Below are 16,322 nucleotides of genomic sequence, written 5' to 3'. Positions count from 1 at the left end.
CCAAAAAAAACAGACCTTTATTAATAAAAAAATGGATAACAGGCCAACAATCTTAGTTGCTTTTGCCAACAATCTGGAACGTCCTTTAGAATATTTAAAGGTCGAAATTGAAAAAATAAGGAAAATTCTGTCTAAGCACGACTATTATTTTAGAATAAGAGTAGTTGAAAACGCAACTATCTCTGATATTGGAGAAGTGATAGAGGAATGTAAAGACCATATTGTGCTGTTTATGTATAGTGGGCATGCAGACGGACTTAGCATAGAGACGGAAGAGCATAGAATGTCTGCCAAAGGTCTTGCTAATGAGTTGGAAAAGTGCGGAAACCTACAATTAGTTATTTTAAACGGTTGCAACTCACAGGGTCATATAAGGTTTATTGAAGCGATTAAGACACCAATAGTTATTGCGACGGAGTCGGCAGTAGGCGATTTATCTGCCAGTACATTTTCTCAGGTTCTGTTTGAAAACTTATTCGATGAAGAAACCATCGAAAAAGCTTTTGACGAAGCTCTAAAGAAAGCAGAAAGTTATAGAGGTAATGGAGGTAAAATTGAAAGTGATAAGCAGATAGGCAGGTTTTTAGACGAATCGAATACGATAGACAATATCTGGATTTTGAGAGTGAATGAAGAAACAAGCAACCATTGGACAGTTTACAAGGAAGTTAAAAAATTTAAAAACAGTGGTGACTATGAACCTAATGAATACCTGAAAGATTGCCTCTTTGAGGCTTTATGTAAACCCAATCTCAAAGTTTGTAATTATAATGACTACGAAGGAGCTAGAGCCGAGATATGGAAGTTATTTCCACAGTTTATCAGCAAATTGATTTTTGATCTTTGTGCCGAGTCAACAGGCAATAGCACTATTGATATAGGTAAACGGTTCGATAAGCCAACCATCACTAGATTGGAGAAATGTATACAATTCTACCAGACTATTCAGGAAGTATTATTAAGTATTACTTTATCTTTAATTCGTGATTCTCTGGTTAAAAACAAGCAAACCTCTACTGAACCATTAAAATTAGTTTTTGAAGAAGCAGTTTCTAAAAAAATTAATAAAATCAAGCCCTTGAAGGCGGGTATAGAATGGTTGAACGCATGGTTGAAGGCGTTGAATATTGATAACTCTAAGCTTTTTGTAAAGGAGTTAATAGAGCTCAAAATTGATGTACTTGACGAAGTAGCCAAATTTTTTGAGAAACTTAATGACGATATAACTCATAACTCTAATCTAAAAGAGAGTCAGTTAAACCGGTGGTGCGAAAGTGCTGAGGAAATGCTTGTTGATCTGATAGGACAGAATTTGTTTCTTGTAAACTATCAGTTTCTTTCTATTAAAAACATTACAGTATATAAAAACAGAACCCATCCAAAAGCCCGTTTTGGTTTAGAGTTATCAGTATATGAATGGAAAGATTCAGAAATAATCGATACCGACGATAGAAAAGGGGGGGCAAAAATAGAATCGACACCAGATAGTTTTTCAGTATTAATGACCAAGATCAGAGATGTGTCGCAGGATGTGGTAATTGATTTAGAAGATTCCTTGAAGTCTATAGAATCAGACCAATATCTGAATTTATCTCCCTTTCTAATTGATAAGAATATAAAGTATGAAAAAGAGGCACTTACGCATATTTCTTATATTGATACAATAGCCAATAATAAATATACGTATGAGTCTCTATGGGCTAAAGATATGCCATTTATCATTTCAGATACTAGAGAAATGCGGGTTGTTTTCAATGACATCAATGACCAATTCAATCATTTCAATAAGCTAATTTCCTGAAAAATGACGATTGAACCCTCTCCAATAAAGAACCCCTTTAAATTTCTGGCACCTTATCGGGGGAGTGACATTGACCTTTTCTATGGCCGAACCGATGAAGAGCATAAGCTATACGAGCTACTATCTGCAAGTAATATTGTTTTGGTATATGGCCCATCCGGCACAGGCAAAACAAGTCTTATTCAGTGTGGATTAAGCCGGAAATACAGTATGCCCGATTGGATACCGTTGTTCGTAACCAGAAACGGAAATTTCAATCAGAGTATTCTGGCGGCTTTACAGCAAATAAAACTTGATCAACAGAGTACTGATATAGTAGCATACGTAAAAGACATTTATCGCAAATATTACCGGCCAATTTATTTGTTTTTAGACCAGTTTGAAGAGGTATTTACCTTGGCAGATAAAAAAAACGGGTTAAATGCAGATGGAGAAATAGGAGAACTAGCACAGCTTTTAAAAACCATTAAGTCTTTATCGGAAATCGGTATCGTTAAAATAATTTTTATTATCAGAGAAGAGTTTTTAGGCGAACTGTATAAGTATGAATGGTATCTCCCCACTTTATTTGATTTCAGGGCGCGTATAGAGTCCATGAAACCGTCTGATGTAGAGGAAGTAATCACGAAATCGTTTAAAAGATTTAATATTAGCAGTGGTGAAAGCATAGAAGAACAGATACAAACCAATTTGATTGAAGGCAATGCCACCAGCCAGTTGGCATATTTACAGGTATATCTCTCTCGTTTATGGGATTATGCCTATAGTAATGATGCAACGCAAGAGCATTCTGAAGAGGCTTTGCCAGCGGTTACTATCACTGACGATACCCTTAAGTTTGTCGGGAAAATTGAAAATATTCTGGAAAAGTACGTCAATGAAACCATACAAAATACAGCTTCTGAATTAAAGGTAGAAACAAAAACAATTGAGGGAATCTTAGACAGTTTCGTGACGGAAGATGGGACAAAACGCCCTCGGAAAAAAGATAAAATCAAAGATAAAACCGAAGACAAGGATATTTTAAAGGCTCTGGAAAAAGCACGTCTGGTAAGCCAGAATAAAGTATACTTTGAGCTTGCACATGATACCCTTGCGGCTATACTGGAAAAGAAAAGAACCAGTGAGCAACGGCTTATTAATAATTTAATCCACAGTTTCAGAACTAATTATCAGTTGTTTGAACGCAATAATAAAAAAGGCTATCTGAATGAGCAGAACGTAGAGCTTTATGATAAGTTTAAGAATGAAATTGATGCACAGCTTAAAGAGGAACAATACATTATTGATTATATAGAAGATAGCCTTAGAGAAAATGAGAATGACAAACTGGAGAAAGAAAAAACAAGTAAAGCCCGGAAAAATATAGCTATCGTTGCTGGAGTACTTTTTTTGGTCGCCTTTCTTGCAGCCATATATGCTTTTGATTTATTAAAAAAAAACAATAAACAAAAAGCCAAAGAGCTTATACAGGATGCAAAAACCTATGAGGCAAGTAATGATATTGAGTTTGCTCTGGAAAAAGCAATGAAAGCAGATAGTCTATCCCCTAATAATCCTGAAATCACAGATTTGATAGGTAAATATAACTCATATATGAAGAAATGAAGTACTTATATACTATTCTATTACTCCTGAACAGCTTTTGGCTTTTGGGTCAAAATGGTGATTGTAATAAATTGGATAATCTGATAAAGCAAGGTACCCAATTTGAAAAAGATAGTGCCTATATTCTGGCATTAAACAAATATTTTTCTGCACTTGTAGCTGCCAAGAACTGTTTAAAAGCAAAAAATGCACAGGAAGATGTTAAAAAAAGGATTAATGATTTATTTGAAAAAATAACCAAACAGAAGGAAAAACTCGATAGTCAAAACACAGCCCTTAATATTCAAAGTGTTAAACTTAAAATGCAGATTAAGATAGCTAATCAAGCAAAAATAGCCGCCATAAAAGCTTCTAATAAAGCTACTGCTACCTATTGGTTATCTGAATCGGTGAGTATAAACCCAATGCAAGGTCTGGGCTTATTGGAAAAAGCAAAGGGAATAACAAATGATACAAAAACACTGGAAGCCATTAAAAAACAAGAGTCTCTTATTTTTAATACCAGCAATTATGGTCAATTTCAGGAACGAAGTAGCTTTTTGTTATATTCGAACAGAATAAATATCAATGAATATGCATTCTCGTCAGATTGTAAGTGGCTTATTATTCAGCTTAGTAACGGTAAATATGAGATATGGGATATTAAGAATAAAAAAAAACCTGATTTCTTAAAGAAAGAAAGCATTGTCTTTACTAAGTTTTCATCTGATAGCAAATGCCTGATTACTATAGAACATGATACCATTCAAAAATATAAAGTGTATGATTTGTCAACTGAAAAAGAACTTGAATTTATAAAAGCGAAAACGGCAATTGAAGACATTTCTTATTCGCCTGACAATAAATACTTAATCTGGTCAATAAAAGAAAATGGTGAAGATAGATACAATGTCTGGGACTTGCTGAATAGAAAAAAATACTTTGAAAATGAAAAAAATTATGTAGATTTTTCTAAAGATGGCAGATGGTTGATTACACGGGATATAAATAGCCAGGACTTTCTGTTTTGTAATCAGAAAAATGCAAAAGATAGTTTATGCAAGAAAAAAGGTATCAGAACCCACAGTTTTTCAGGAGATAATAAATGGTTGATTACCAGAGGAAAAAAGTACGAGTCTACTATCTGGCAATTATCAGATAATAGTAAAGAAATCAAATTCTCAGCTAATAATGACACGCTTTTTAATGCTGAATTCTCTAAAGACAGTAAATGGATGATGGCTTGGATTAATGGGGAATATAAAGCTTGGAATCTGTTAGATACTGGAAAGCCTGAGAACCAACCCAAATCTTCTTCAGGCTTCAGATGGATAATTGTTCCAGATAATACTAAGGGTTTTTATCTTTTGGATGTATCGAATAATCTGGAAAAAGAAACCTTTGTAGATTACATGGTAGATTTTGTCAAGATCTCCTCAGACGACAATTGGGCTATTACCCGAAATAAGAGCGGACTATACAGAATATGGAATATTTCGAAAAATGGCAAGAACCCTCTTTTAGTAGAAAATTTAGGAAATTTACAAAGTGCTGACTTTTTGAAAGATAATAAATGGCTTATTATAAAACAAGGCGATAAAATTTCGCTAAAGAGTTTACTGAATAAAAATGGCTTTCCGGAGAATGCTAAAGGAATTAGTGAGTGTAAGTTATCAGAAGATAATAAATGGTTAATTACAAAAAACCAGAATAATGAATATAAATTCTGGAGTGTAGCTGATACTATTAAAAAAGCCGTTTTTTTAGACGACAGAGAAAAATTCACGAATATAGTATTTGGCAAAGAATCTAATAGTCTGATTACTATAGACAGTTATACCAAGTGTAAATTCTGGGATTTAAACAATACTAAAACTTCTTCATTAGTCATTGCGGATTCAGATATTGAAAGTATTACCATATCTACTGATAATAAATGGGTGGCTACAAAATATAAGAACGGAAGGTCTGACATTTGGGATTCATTGTCAAGAAAAATTTTGCCTACAAGTACAGATGCTAAATTTTCTAACGACAATAAATGGTTACTTATAACAAAATCGGATAATAGCTACGAACTCTGGGATTCAACTCTCACTCGAAATAGCCATTTTAATCCTAATGGTGTTGAGAAAGCGGAATTTTCTATAAATGGCCAATGGATTAATATAAAGCATATTCTTAATAGAGGCTATAGCTCTTTTAATCTAGTGACTGATAAATTTGAATCAAAAAAAACAATAGATTCTACATTTTCGCTTGAAAAAAAATGGCTCATTACCACAAATATGACCGACGATTATAAAACTATCTGGAATTGGGCTGATAAGAAGCAATATGATTTTTTTAGCAAAGAGTCTATTATATATGCAACATTTTCAAAAGATAGCAAATGGTTAATTACAAGTAATAAACGAGATGTTCATAAAATCTGGGATTTAACTACTAAGTCAAATCCTACCTTAATAAAAAAATATGAGAATATTTATAAAGCAATGATTTCGGCAGATAATAAGTATATGATTACAAAACATCATGAAAATGATGATAAAAAGGTATATAAAATATGGGATTTATCTAAAAAAGAAGAGATTCTAAAGAATGAAAATCAAATTCATAGTGCCACTTTTTCTGGTAATGGTCTATATCTCACAATTTTAACGGGCCACCAAATAAAAACTTATGAACTTGCTAATCTAGCTAAACCTATCCAAACACTCTGGGTTAATAAAAAACCAACGCAGGCTCAGATTATAAAAAATCAATATCTATATGTAGCAGTAGGTAAAGCTATTATAAAAATGGATTTGCATGCACAACGGGGAGACTTTTTCAGCTATGGAGATAGCGAGCCTTTAGATTATACTCACGAAGAAATTAAAGACTGGAAAGGTGTATTTGGAAGTCAATATTTGATGCCGCTAGATAAGGAAATTAAAGAAAAATATGGAATAAAAAAATAAGAATATTGTCTATGTTAAAACCATTATATCTGCTCTGTTTTGCGAATGCCTTTCAGGATTTACCTTTTCTGGAATTAGAATTATTAGAAGTATCTTATTTACTCAGAAACCGACAGGATTTAAAAGATGATTTTGACCTTAAATTAATAAAAACCAGAGATGAATTGATTGACATTCTGAAAAATGAAATTGAACGAGAACGTCTTTACTGGTTTTACTATGGTGGCCATTCGGCCGGAGATAAGCTTCTTACAGAAGGTGAACCCGCCAATAGAACAGGGCTAATTAAATTATTAAGTGAATGTCCGAATCTTAAACTTGTTTTTCTGAATGGATGCTCAACTGAAGCATGGATACCCGAATTTCCGAAAACTTTCAAGCAAAGTAAATACCGGATTCCGGTTATCATAGCAACCGAGAGAAGAATTGCTGATAAAATGGCTTATGAATTTGCCATAACATTTGTGGAACAACTCATCATTTTTGGTAAGGCTGTTCATAAAGCATTTGAAATGGCAATAAAGATTATTCAGACTAATATAGGTAGTGAAAACCTAGAAATTGGCCGTTTTCTTGAAGCAGAAGAACAATTCCTTGAAAACCAAATAAAGGATATTTATATCAGAGCAAGTCCTGGCCAGAAAGAACAGCATTTTTCCCAACTATTAATTACATATCATAGCGAAAATTACACCCCAAATTCAAGGCTTTTCAAAACATTAATCAGAGAATTAGCAGGATATAATGTTGAAATTGAAACCCGACTAAAAAAAGACAGGGCTATTCCTAATATAAATCCTTACAAAAAATGCATTTTCGAGGCCTTCCCTTACTCTCTCAGTAAGAGGCTTCAACGCCTTGATTCTTCCGAAAGTATTGCCGATAAGGAAGGACAAACAGGTTTTTTTTATAATAAGCCTGATAAACATCGTATAGGTGAGTTAGTCAGAACAAGTCAGACAATTGTAGATATTTTATTTGCTATTACTCAAGCTGAGTTATATCGATTGCTACTGACAGACACTATATCTTTTAATAAACAAAGCTTATCGTCCTTATGCAATATCTATTCTACTTCAGTAAATCTATCAACGATTGCTTCGCTTGAAAAGTGGATAAATATCTTAAAAGACTATAAAGATGATTTGTATATAGAGGAAATAGTAGCCTTTGAAGATAAAAATGGATCTGATTTTTTTGAATTGGGAAGTTATTTTGAGAAACTTTCAACTGACAAACTGAGCGATGAAGAAGCCGCTTATTTAGTTGAACTGGCAGAAATAAGGTTAAGCAAAATGTTTACCTATATCACATTTTTGGCAAGGTACCGCCTTACTTCTATTGAATTGATTTACGTGAATCGTAGACGTCAGTCTCTCCCGCAATTTAAACATTCTCTTTATAAACAACAATGGAGTGGGCTTGAACCGAATAAAGACTATGAAGTATTAAAAGACTATTATCTTGATCATGCCTCTATAGTTTTGCATAAAGATGAAATTCAGCAGATACAGACCTATCTGAATCTTACTCCTTTCCTGATTGATAATACACTGTTTATAGAAAAAGCAACGGTATCTGATTTGTTGGTCTTTAATAGAATAAAAAATACTGATGAGATGCACCTCCAATACAGGCATCTGATAACCGGGGCAGTAAACATCAATAAAGAATTGTTTTACTTGGAGAATGAACAAGGAAGCAACCATATTGACTATCAAAACATGGCTTACCTTGAAATAAGCAGTGAGTGGAAACAATATCTTGAACTTCTCAAAAAACGCTGCTTATGAAAAGCCCTTTTAAATTCTTAGATGCCTATACACTAGCAGATAAGCTATCGTTTTTTGGAAGAAAAACAGAAGAAAAGCTGCTGTATCAACAACTACGTATGTCCTCAATGGTTTTGTTGTACGGGTTTTCGGGAACAGGCAAAACCAGTCTGGTACAATGCGGGTTGTCTCAGTATTATGATGGGCCGGACTGGCACCCCTTCGTGATAAGAAAGGGAGAATCTATCAATGAAAGCATGCATAAAGCCTTAAGTAGCGTACTTGAAAATTCAAAAACGATTCATGATTTAGGTGAATTGGTTTATGAAGTTTTTATTACTTACTCTCGCCCAGTATACCTTATTTTTGATCAGTTTGAAGAAATATTCACCTTAAACACTACCGAAAATACCACAGAGCAATCAGATGAGAAAATCGTTTTTTTTAATAGTTTAAACCAGCTTCTGAAAAGAAATTTACCCTGCAAAATTATCCTAATAACCAGAGAAGAATATCTGGGGCGGCTATATGAATACGAACAATACCTGCCTAATCTGTTTGATTTTAAGATAAGAGTAGAGGCCATGAATGCCCAGAAATTAAGAGATGTCATCAGTGGTACTTTTACGCATTTTGAAATCACTACAGACTCTCCAGGCCTTAAAGAACAAGTCATTAAGAATCTATTGGAGGGTAATGCCACAAGCCAACTGGCTTATCTGCAGGTATACCTGTCTCAGCTTTGGGAGCAGGCTTATAAAAAACAATACAAACAGCAGGAATGGGGGATAATCCCGCCACCTGTACACCTTGACCGAGATATCATTGATAAAGTTAAGGATGTAAAAAATGTACTCGACATTTATCTGGCAAATCAAGAAGAGAATATAGCAGGGAAATTGGAGATTAAACCACATGAGGTGAGGTGGATATTAGACTATTTTGTAACCCCGGACGGAACAAAAAGACCATTGCTTACTTCGTTTAATTTTGAAAACAGGCTAAAAGATGATAAATTGTTTACCTGTTTAAAATTGCTAGAAGATGCTCGTCTGATACGGCGTGACGATAAATATTTTGAATTGGCACACGATATTTTAGCCACCATTATAGACAACCAGCGAAATGCCCAACAAAGACTCATTAAAAACCTGATTCAGAATATCTCTTTTAGTAAAAGCCAAGAAAGTCGATTAGATACCAATATGATTAAAAGATATGATGAAGTAAAAGACATAGCCAATTTTGATGAAGAAACGGCTTTGTATGTTGAGAAAAGCAGAAAAGTACTTAGGAACAGGAAGTTATTAATTATGGGGCTACAGATTCTATTAGTGTTATTATTTATTGGCTCTTTTTTACTGAGTTATTATGCTTATCGTAGTAAACAACAAGCCGATGAAGAAAAAGAAAAAGCACAAAAAGCATTAGTTCAGAAAGACATAACGGATTATGAAGTTATCTTAAGAAGAGTAAATTCTATATTAGATAACCCTGATAATTGCCCTGATTCTATGATGGTAAATAAATTATTTGAAATGAAAAGAAAATCTAGTTCTACTTTTTATAAAAATAATAAACTTTTTATAGCTAATGTAAAAAATACGATTGATCGCTATCAAAAATCTGATTGTAAATGACATGAAACCATTTAACTTACTTCTGATTCTTACTCTCCTGTTGTTTGGCTCTATTGTATTTGGGCAAAAAGAGAAATGCACTGATTTTGATTGCATTATACAAAATGTAAATAAAATTCTTGAAACCAGCGATAATGATAAATATCAGAAAGCACTCCGTAATTTAGATGATGCCGAAAATTACCTGACTGATAATGATAAAGCTCAAAAGAATAAAATAAAGGAAATAAGAAATAAGATTTTTTCTGATATAGAAGCAAGATTAAAAAAAGCATTGCAAGATGAAAAAAACGCCCAGACCTCTACTGAAAATGCAACGGCTTTGTATTGGTCATCAGAGGCAGAGAAGTTGAGCCCTATACAAGGGTTAAGATTGTTGGAGAGGGCCGTGAGCAAAACACAGGATGAAAAAGTGATAAAAATGATAAAAGGCCAAATTTCTTCCATATTTATTTATAGTAATTATCATCAATTTGAAGAAAAGAAAAGAGTTCAATTATTTGATGTTGAAAGTAATGTAGAAAGTAATGTAGCAACCTTTTCACAAGATGGTAAGCTATTATATATGAGAGATATTCAGGGGAATTCTAAAATATGGGAAATAGGAACCAGTAAAGTGTATGATTTCTTAAGGTCAGAGAAGGGGATTAATTACGTGAATTTTTCACCAGATAATAAACTGTTATATACTACAGATATAAAAGGTAGCTCTAAACTCTGGGAAATACAAACAGGTAAAATGTATAATTTTTTGAATTTGGGGAAAGGGATTACTTATATACTTTTTTCACCAGATAGCAAGCTATTATATACGAGAGATGTTAATGGTAACGGTAAATTATTAGAAATAGAAACAAGTAAAGTTCCTGATTTCTGGAAGTCAGAAGGAGAGATTAATTATGTGAGTTTTTCGCCTGACAATAAGTTAATGTATACGATAGATATTATGAATAACTCTAAACTAAGGAAAATAGGAATAGATAAAATGTATGATTTCTTAAGTGGAGAAAATGGTATTAGCTTGGGGTACTTTTCACCAAATGGCAAAATATTATATACAAAAGATATTAATGGTAACTCTAAACTAAGAGAAATAGGAACAGGTAAAGTGTATGATTTCTTAAGTGGGGAAAATGGAATTAATTATGCTTTTTTTTCTCCAGACAGTAAGCTGTTATATACGAGGGATATTAAAGGTAATGGTAAAATAAGAGAAATAGAAACGGGTAAAGCTCCTGATTTTTTGAGGTTGGAAGGGGAAATTATAAATGTATTTTTTTCACAAGATAATAAGTTATTATATACTAGGGACTCCAATAATAATTGTATACTAAGGGAAATAGGAACAGGTAAAGTGTATGATTTTTTAAATGGAGAAAAGTGGATCAATTTTGTAAGTTTTTCACCAAACAATAAATTATTATATACAATGGATGTCTATAATAATTGTAAATTATGGGAAATCAAAACAGGTAAAGTGTATGATTTTTTAAGAGGAGAAAGAGCGATTAGTTATATTAGGTTTTCGCCAGACGAAAAGATATTGTATACTATGGATGCTGATTATAATTATAAACAATGGGAAATAGGAATGACTAAAGCCCCTATTTTTTTTAAATCAGAAATATGGATTGATTATGTAAATTTTTCACCGGACAGTGGACTGTTATATATGAAAGATGGTCAAGGCAACTCTAAACTATTGGAAGTACGAACAGGTAAAATTTATGATTTTTTAAAGTCGGAAGAGGAAATTAGTTATGCAATTTTTTCGCCAGATAGTAAGCTATTGTATACGGCAGATATTAAGGGCAACTATAAACTATGGGAAATAGATACAGGTAGGGAACATAATTTTTTAAAAGGAGAAAAAGAGATTAACTATTTACATTTCTCACCAGATAGTAAGCTATTATATACGAGGAATATTAATGGTAACGGTAAACTATGGGAAATAAGAACAGACAAAGTTTCTGATTCTTTTAAGTTAGAAGAAGGGATTGATTATATGCATTTTTCGCCAGACAATAAGCTATTGTATACGAGAGATATTATGGATAATTCTAAACTTAGGGAAATTGGCACAGGCAGGGTATATGATTTTTTAATAGGAGAAAAAGAGATTCGATATAGTCATTTCTCACCTAATTGTAAACTGTTATATACGCGAGATGCTAAAGGTAACACTAAGCTCTGGGAAATAGGAACAGGTAAAATGTATGATTTTTTAAGGGGAGAAGAAGGAATTAATTATGTATTGTTCTCACCAGACAGTAAGCTATTGTATACTAGAGATTTTAATTATAACTCTAAGCTATGGGAAATAGGAACAGGTAAAATGTATGATTTTTTAAAAGGAGAAGAAGGGATTAATTACATAGATTTTTCCTCCGACAGCAAAATGTTATGCACGAAAGACATTATGGGTAAATGCAAAATATGGCAAATCTCAACTAATAAAGTTCCTGATTTTCTAAAATTAGAATTGGATATCAGTAATGTGGATTTTCCAACAGATAATAAATTATTAGTTATTGAATCCAAACACAAAGTAAAAACATATGAAATGAGTACAGGTAAAATGATTCAAACACTTTGGGTAAATAAAAAGACCACAAGTGCTGAAATTATTGATAACCGCTACTTATATGTTGTAGTTGGCAAAGCCGTAATCAAAACAGACCTGCAAGAGCAAAAAGGTGACCTTTTTAGCTATGGGGATGGTGAACCATTAGATTATAGCTATGAAGAAATAGAAGAGTGGAAAAAGGTTTTTGGAGATAGATATTTATTGCCTTTGGATGAGGAGATTAAACAAAAGTATGGGATAGAAGATAAACCTGCTATGGCTAAAACCGCTCCATCGAAACAAGAACACCCTAATAAAAAGGGTGTTGTTCGTATCAAGAAATAACTGACTATGCAAATATAGTAAGAAAAGTAAGTGCCGCCTTGGATAACACGGATAATTGCCCCAGTTCGACGACGGGAAATTAACTATTTAAAATGTGAAGAAAATCTGATTGTAAATGACATGAAACTATTGAATGTACTTTTGATTATTACATTGCTATTGTTTGGCTCTACTGTATTTGGGCAAAAAGAGAAATGCACTGATTTTGATTGCATTATGCAAAATGTAAATAAAATTCTTGAAACCAGCGATAATGATAAATATCAGAAAGCACTCCGTAATTTAGATGATGCCGAAAATTACCTGACTGATAATGATAAAGTTCAAAAGAATAAAATAAAGGAAATAAGAAATAAGATTTTTTCTGATATAGAAGGCAGGTTGAAAAAAGCAATACAAGATGAAAAGAATGCAATCCAGGGTGAAAAAAAAGCCCGGATAGCTACCGAAAATGCTACCGCTCTCTACTGGTCATCTGAGGCGGGGAAGTTAAACCCAATACAAGGTTTGCGGTTGTTGGAAAAGGCAATGGACAAGGCACAAGATGAAAAAACAAAAAAAATAATTAAGGAACAAGACTCTTTGATTTTTAATAATAGTAATGGGCATCAATTTCGGGAAAGGAAAAAAACTCAGATTCCACAGGCAATTTATGCGAATGTTTTAATTACTATCTCTCCGGATCTTAAGATTTGGATACTAAAAGATGAAAACGATATGCATAAATTATGGGAAATAAGTGAGAATAAAGTTTATGACTTTCTAAAGTCAGAAAAAGGGATTATTGATGTGGTTTTTTCTTCAGATAGCAAGTGGTTTTATACCAGAGATGCTAATTGTAAATCTAAAATATGGATAGCAGAAACGGGCAAGGTCTATGATTCTTTAAATATAGAATTAGATGTTAGTAAAGTATCTTTTTCATTAGACAGTAAGTGGTTGTATATCAAAGATATTACTGAAAAATACAGAATATGGGAATTAGGAAAGAATAAAGTTTATGATTTTTTGAAGACAGAAGAAGGAATTAGCGATATATTTTTCTCTAAAGATAATATGTGGTTGTATACTAAAGATGTAAAAAACAAATATAAGATATGGAATTTAGGTAAAGGTGAAGTCCCTGAATTTTTACAGACAGAAGAAGAAATTAATGCTGTAGAATTTTCATCAGATAGTAAATGGCTTCATATTAAAGATATTAACAGTAAATCTAAAATATGGGATTTAGGTACTGGCAAAATTCCTGATTTTTTGACGACGGAAGAGCAGATTAAACATATAGATTTTTCGCCTGACAGTAAATGGTTGCATATTAAAGACGTTAAAAATAATTCTAAAATATGGAATCTAAATATGCGTAAAATTCACGATTTTTTGAAGATGGAAGCAGGGACATCATACCTAAACTTTTCACCTGATAGTAAGTGGCTCTATGTTGGTATTAAAGATAAAATAGTGGAATTGGAGACCGGAGAGGTTTATGATTTTCTTAATTCCGAAGAATCGATTGACAATGCATCTTTTTCCCCTGACAGTAAGTGGTTGTATACTGAACTTGAGGATAATAAATATAAAATATGGGAAGTAGAGACGAGAGAAGTTTATGATTCTTTGGAACTCGAAGAAGGGTATTACAAAGTTTCTTTTTCGCCAGACAGTAAGTGGTTGTTGATGAAAGGAGATAATCATATATGTATTATATGGGAATTAGGGAGTGGTAAGAAATATGATTTTCTGAGTTATGATGATAGAATAGAAAGTGTTCTTTTTTCATCAGACAGTAAGTGGCTGTCTGCAATAGGTGTAAATTATAATCGTATGATATGGAATTTGAGTTCAGGTAACCCTCCTGATTTCTTAAAGTCAGAAGGAGAGGTTTTTTTTATGTCTTTTTCTTCAGACAATAAAAGATTATATACAATGGATTTTAAGGGAAATTGTAAAATATGGGACTTAGACATAAATGTAATTACTAGTTTTTTGAAAAATGAGGAGTCTATTAGGCATATGGATTTTTCACCTGACAATAACTGGCTATATACGATAGACTCTAAACTAAAATATAAAATCTGGGATTTATATACAAGTGAAATACCTTATTTTTTAGAAACAATAACAGAAAAAGGAATTAGGCAGATAGATTTTTCTACTGATAGTAAATGGCTTCATATATATTATCATAATCATGAACATAAAATTTGGGATTTAAGTACGGGTGAAATACCTTATTTTTTAGAAACAGAAAAGAAGATTACAGGTGTAGAATTCTCCTCTGATAATAAATGGCTGCGTATAGAGGGTCAATATTACAATCATAAAATATTCGATTTAAATACAGGTGAAATTTCAGATTTTTTGAAGTTAGAAGAGGAAACTAGTGATGTGCACTTTTCTCCTGATAATAGATTGGTTTATATGAAAGGCAAAGATGATAAATATACGCTAAGAGAAATAGGGACAGATAAGAAGTATGATTTTTTGAAATCAGAACAGGATATCTGGAATGTTGTGTTTTCTCCGGATAGTAAATGGCTCTATACGAGTGACTTAAGCGATAAATGTATAATATGGGAAATAGAAACAGGTAAAATGTATGATTTTTTAAAATCAGAAGGAAATATTTACAATATAGAATTTTCTACAGACAGTAAATGGTTAATTACTTCAAGTACTAATAGTAAGTACAAAATTTGGGAAGTAAAAACTGGTAAAGTGCCGGATTTTTTAAAGACAGAGAAAGAGTTTGAAGATGTACATTTTTCAGTCGATAGTAAATGGTTATATGGAAAAATGGCCGATGGTAAATACAAAATATGGGAATCAGGAACTGGTAAAGTGCCTTATTTTTTGAAGCCTGAAGAGGAAATTACTTTTATGGATATATCCGATAACAGTAACTGGCTTTTTATTATAGATGGCAATAAGAAATCTAAAATCTGGGAAATAGATTCAGGTAAAGTATATGACTTTTTAAAATCAGAGGAGAAGATTAGTTATGTAAACTTTTCATCGGATAGTCAATTATTAGTAGTTTTTTCGAACCACAAAGTAAAAACCTACGAAATTGCTACAGGTAAAATTCTCCAAACCCTATGGGTCAATAAAGAGCCAATACAGGCAGAAATAGTTGACAATCAATACCTCTACGTAGCCTCAGGCAAAGCCATCATCAAAACAGACTTACAAGAGCAACAGGGAGACCTTTTTAGCTATGGGGATGGTGAACCATTAGACTATACCTATGAAGAAATAGAAGAATGGAAAAAGGTTTTTGGGGATAAATATTTACTGCCACTGGATGAGGAAATTAAAGAAAAATATGGGATAAAAGATAAACCTGCTACTGCTAAATATACTCCAACAAAACAAAAGCACCTTGGTAAAAAGCATTAAGCCTTTAGTATGAGTTATTTCATGGCTTGTTGGAGAGCAACTGCCTTGTTTTGAACGGGCAATATTCATAAAAATGCTGGAATAACTTGGTAATAGATTCATAATTGATAGCCTATAGACTTACTAAAAAACTATTGGCTTCCAAATTCAAAATTCAGAGGACAAGGCCAAAGAGTTCGTCTCTGGTTTGGTATTCGTTTACACCTATCTGACAGACGCTTAGTACTACTAATTCGGCTTTTATGTAGA

The 16,322-nt window shown here is 32.7% G+C and carries 7 protein-coding genes; all 7 read left to right on the top strand.

Features of this window, described 5'->3' with window-relative positions; all coding sequences use genetic code 11:
* Positions 1-31: 31 nt before the first annotated feature.
* The 7 genes from D0T08_RS06110 to D0T08_RS06080 all read left to right on the top strand — a co-directional run bounded on the left by D0T08_RS06110 (position 32) and on the right by D0T08_RS06080 (position 16,073).
* Positions 32-1,801 (top strand): hypothetical protein, encoded by a 1,770-nt coding sequence (locus D0T08_RS06110; protein WP_116981720.1) that lies wholly within the window; start codon positions 32-34, stop codon positions 1,799-1,801.
* Between the two features lie 3 nt (positions 1,802-1,804).
* Positions 1,805-3,409 (top strand): ATP-binding protein, encoded by a 1,605-nt coding sequence (locus D0T08_RS06105; RefSeq protein ID WP_116981719.1) that lies wholly within the window; start codon positions 1,805-1,807, stop codon positions 3,407-3,409.
* Positions 3,406-6,351 (top strand): hypothetical protein, encoded by a 2,946-nt coding sequence (locus tag D0T08_RS06100; RefSeq protein WP_116981718.1) that lies wholly within the window; start codon positions 3,406-3,408, stop codon positions 6,349-6,351. Before D0T08_RS06105 ends, D0T08_RS06100 begins: the two co-directional genes overlap by 4 nt.
* 11 nt (positions 6,352-6,362) lie before the next feature.
* On the top strand, positions 6,363-8,144 hold the full coding sequence (locus tag D0T08_RS06095; protein WP_116981717.1) for a hypothetical protein: 1,782 nt from the start codon (positions 6,363-6,365) through the stop codon (positions 8,142-8,144).
* A complete protein-coding gene (locus D0T08_RS06090; RefSeq protein ID WP_116981716.1) occupies positions 8,141-9,763 on the top strand; it encodes an ATP-binding protein in 1,623 nt (540 codons plus the stop codon). The genes D0T08_RS06095 and D0T08_RS06090 overlap by 4 nt, the downstream gene beginning before the upstream one ends.
* A gap of 1 nt (position 9,764) precedes the next feature.
* Positions 9,765-12,677, top strand: coding sequence for a WD40 repeat domain-containing protein (locus D0T08_RS06085; protein WP_147322718.1), 2,913 nt, complete (start codon positions 9,765-9,767; stop codon positions 12,675-12,677).
* 120 nt (positions 12,678-12,797) lie between these two features.
* Positions 12,798-16,073: a WD40 repeat domain-containing protein gene (locus D0T08_RS06080; protein WP_116981714.1), complete on the top strand. Its 3,276-nt coding sequence runs from the start codon at positions 12,798-12,800 to the stop codon at positions 16,071-16,073.
* The last annotated feature ends 249 nt before the right edge of the window (positions 16,074-16,322 follow it).

It is taken from the genome of Emticicia sp. C21, assembly GCF_003418935.1.
GTDB lineage: Bacteria > Bacteroidota > Bacteroidia > Cytophagales > Spirosomataceae > Emticicia.
Note: the sequence above shows the minus strand (reverse complement) of the source record. Positions and strands in the feature narration are given on the sequence as shown.

Bases quoted from the DNA above. Each gene is read 5' to 3' on its own strand.
- D0T08_RS06100 (WP_116981718.1), top strand. From the start codon at position 3,406: ATGAAGTACTTATATACTATTCTATTACTCCTGAACAGCTTTTGGCTT.
- D0T08_RS06085 (WP_147322718.1), top strand. From the start codon at position 9,765: ATGAAACCATTTAACTTACTTCTGATTCTTACTCTCCTGTTGTTTGGC.
- D0T08_RS06105 (WP_116981719.1), top strand. From the start codon at position 1,805: ATGACGATTGAACCCTCTCCAATAAAGAACCCCTTTAAATTTCTGGCA.
- D0T08_RS06095 (WP_116981717.1), top strand. From the start codon at position 6,363: ATGTTAAAACCATTATATCTGCTCTGTTTTGCGAATGCCTTTCAGGAT.
- D0T08_RS06080 (WP_116981714.1), top strand. From the start codon at position 12,798: ATGAAACTATTGAATGTACTTTTGATTATTACATTGCTATTGTTTGGC.
- D0T08_RS06110 (WP_116981720.1), top strand. From the start codon at position 32: ATGGATAACAGGCCAACAATCTTAGTTGCTTTTGCCAACAATCTGGAA.
- D0T08_RS06090 (WP_116981716.1), top strand. From the start codon at position 8,141: ATGAAAAGCCCTTTTAAATTCTTAGATGCCTATACACTAGCAGATAAG.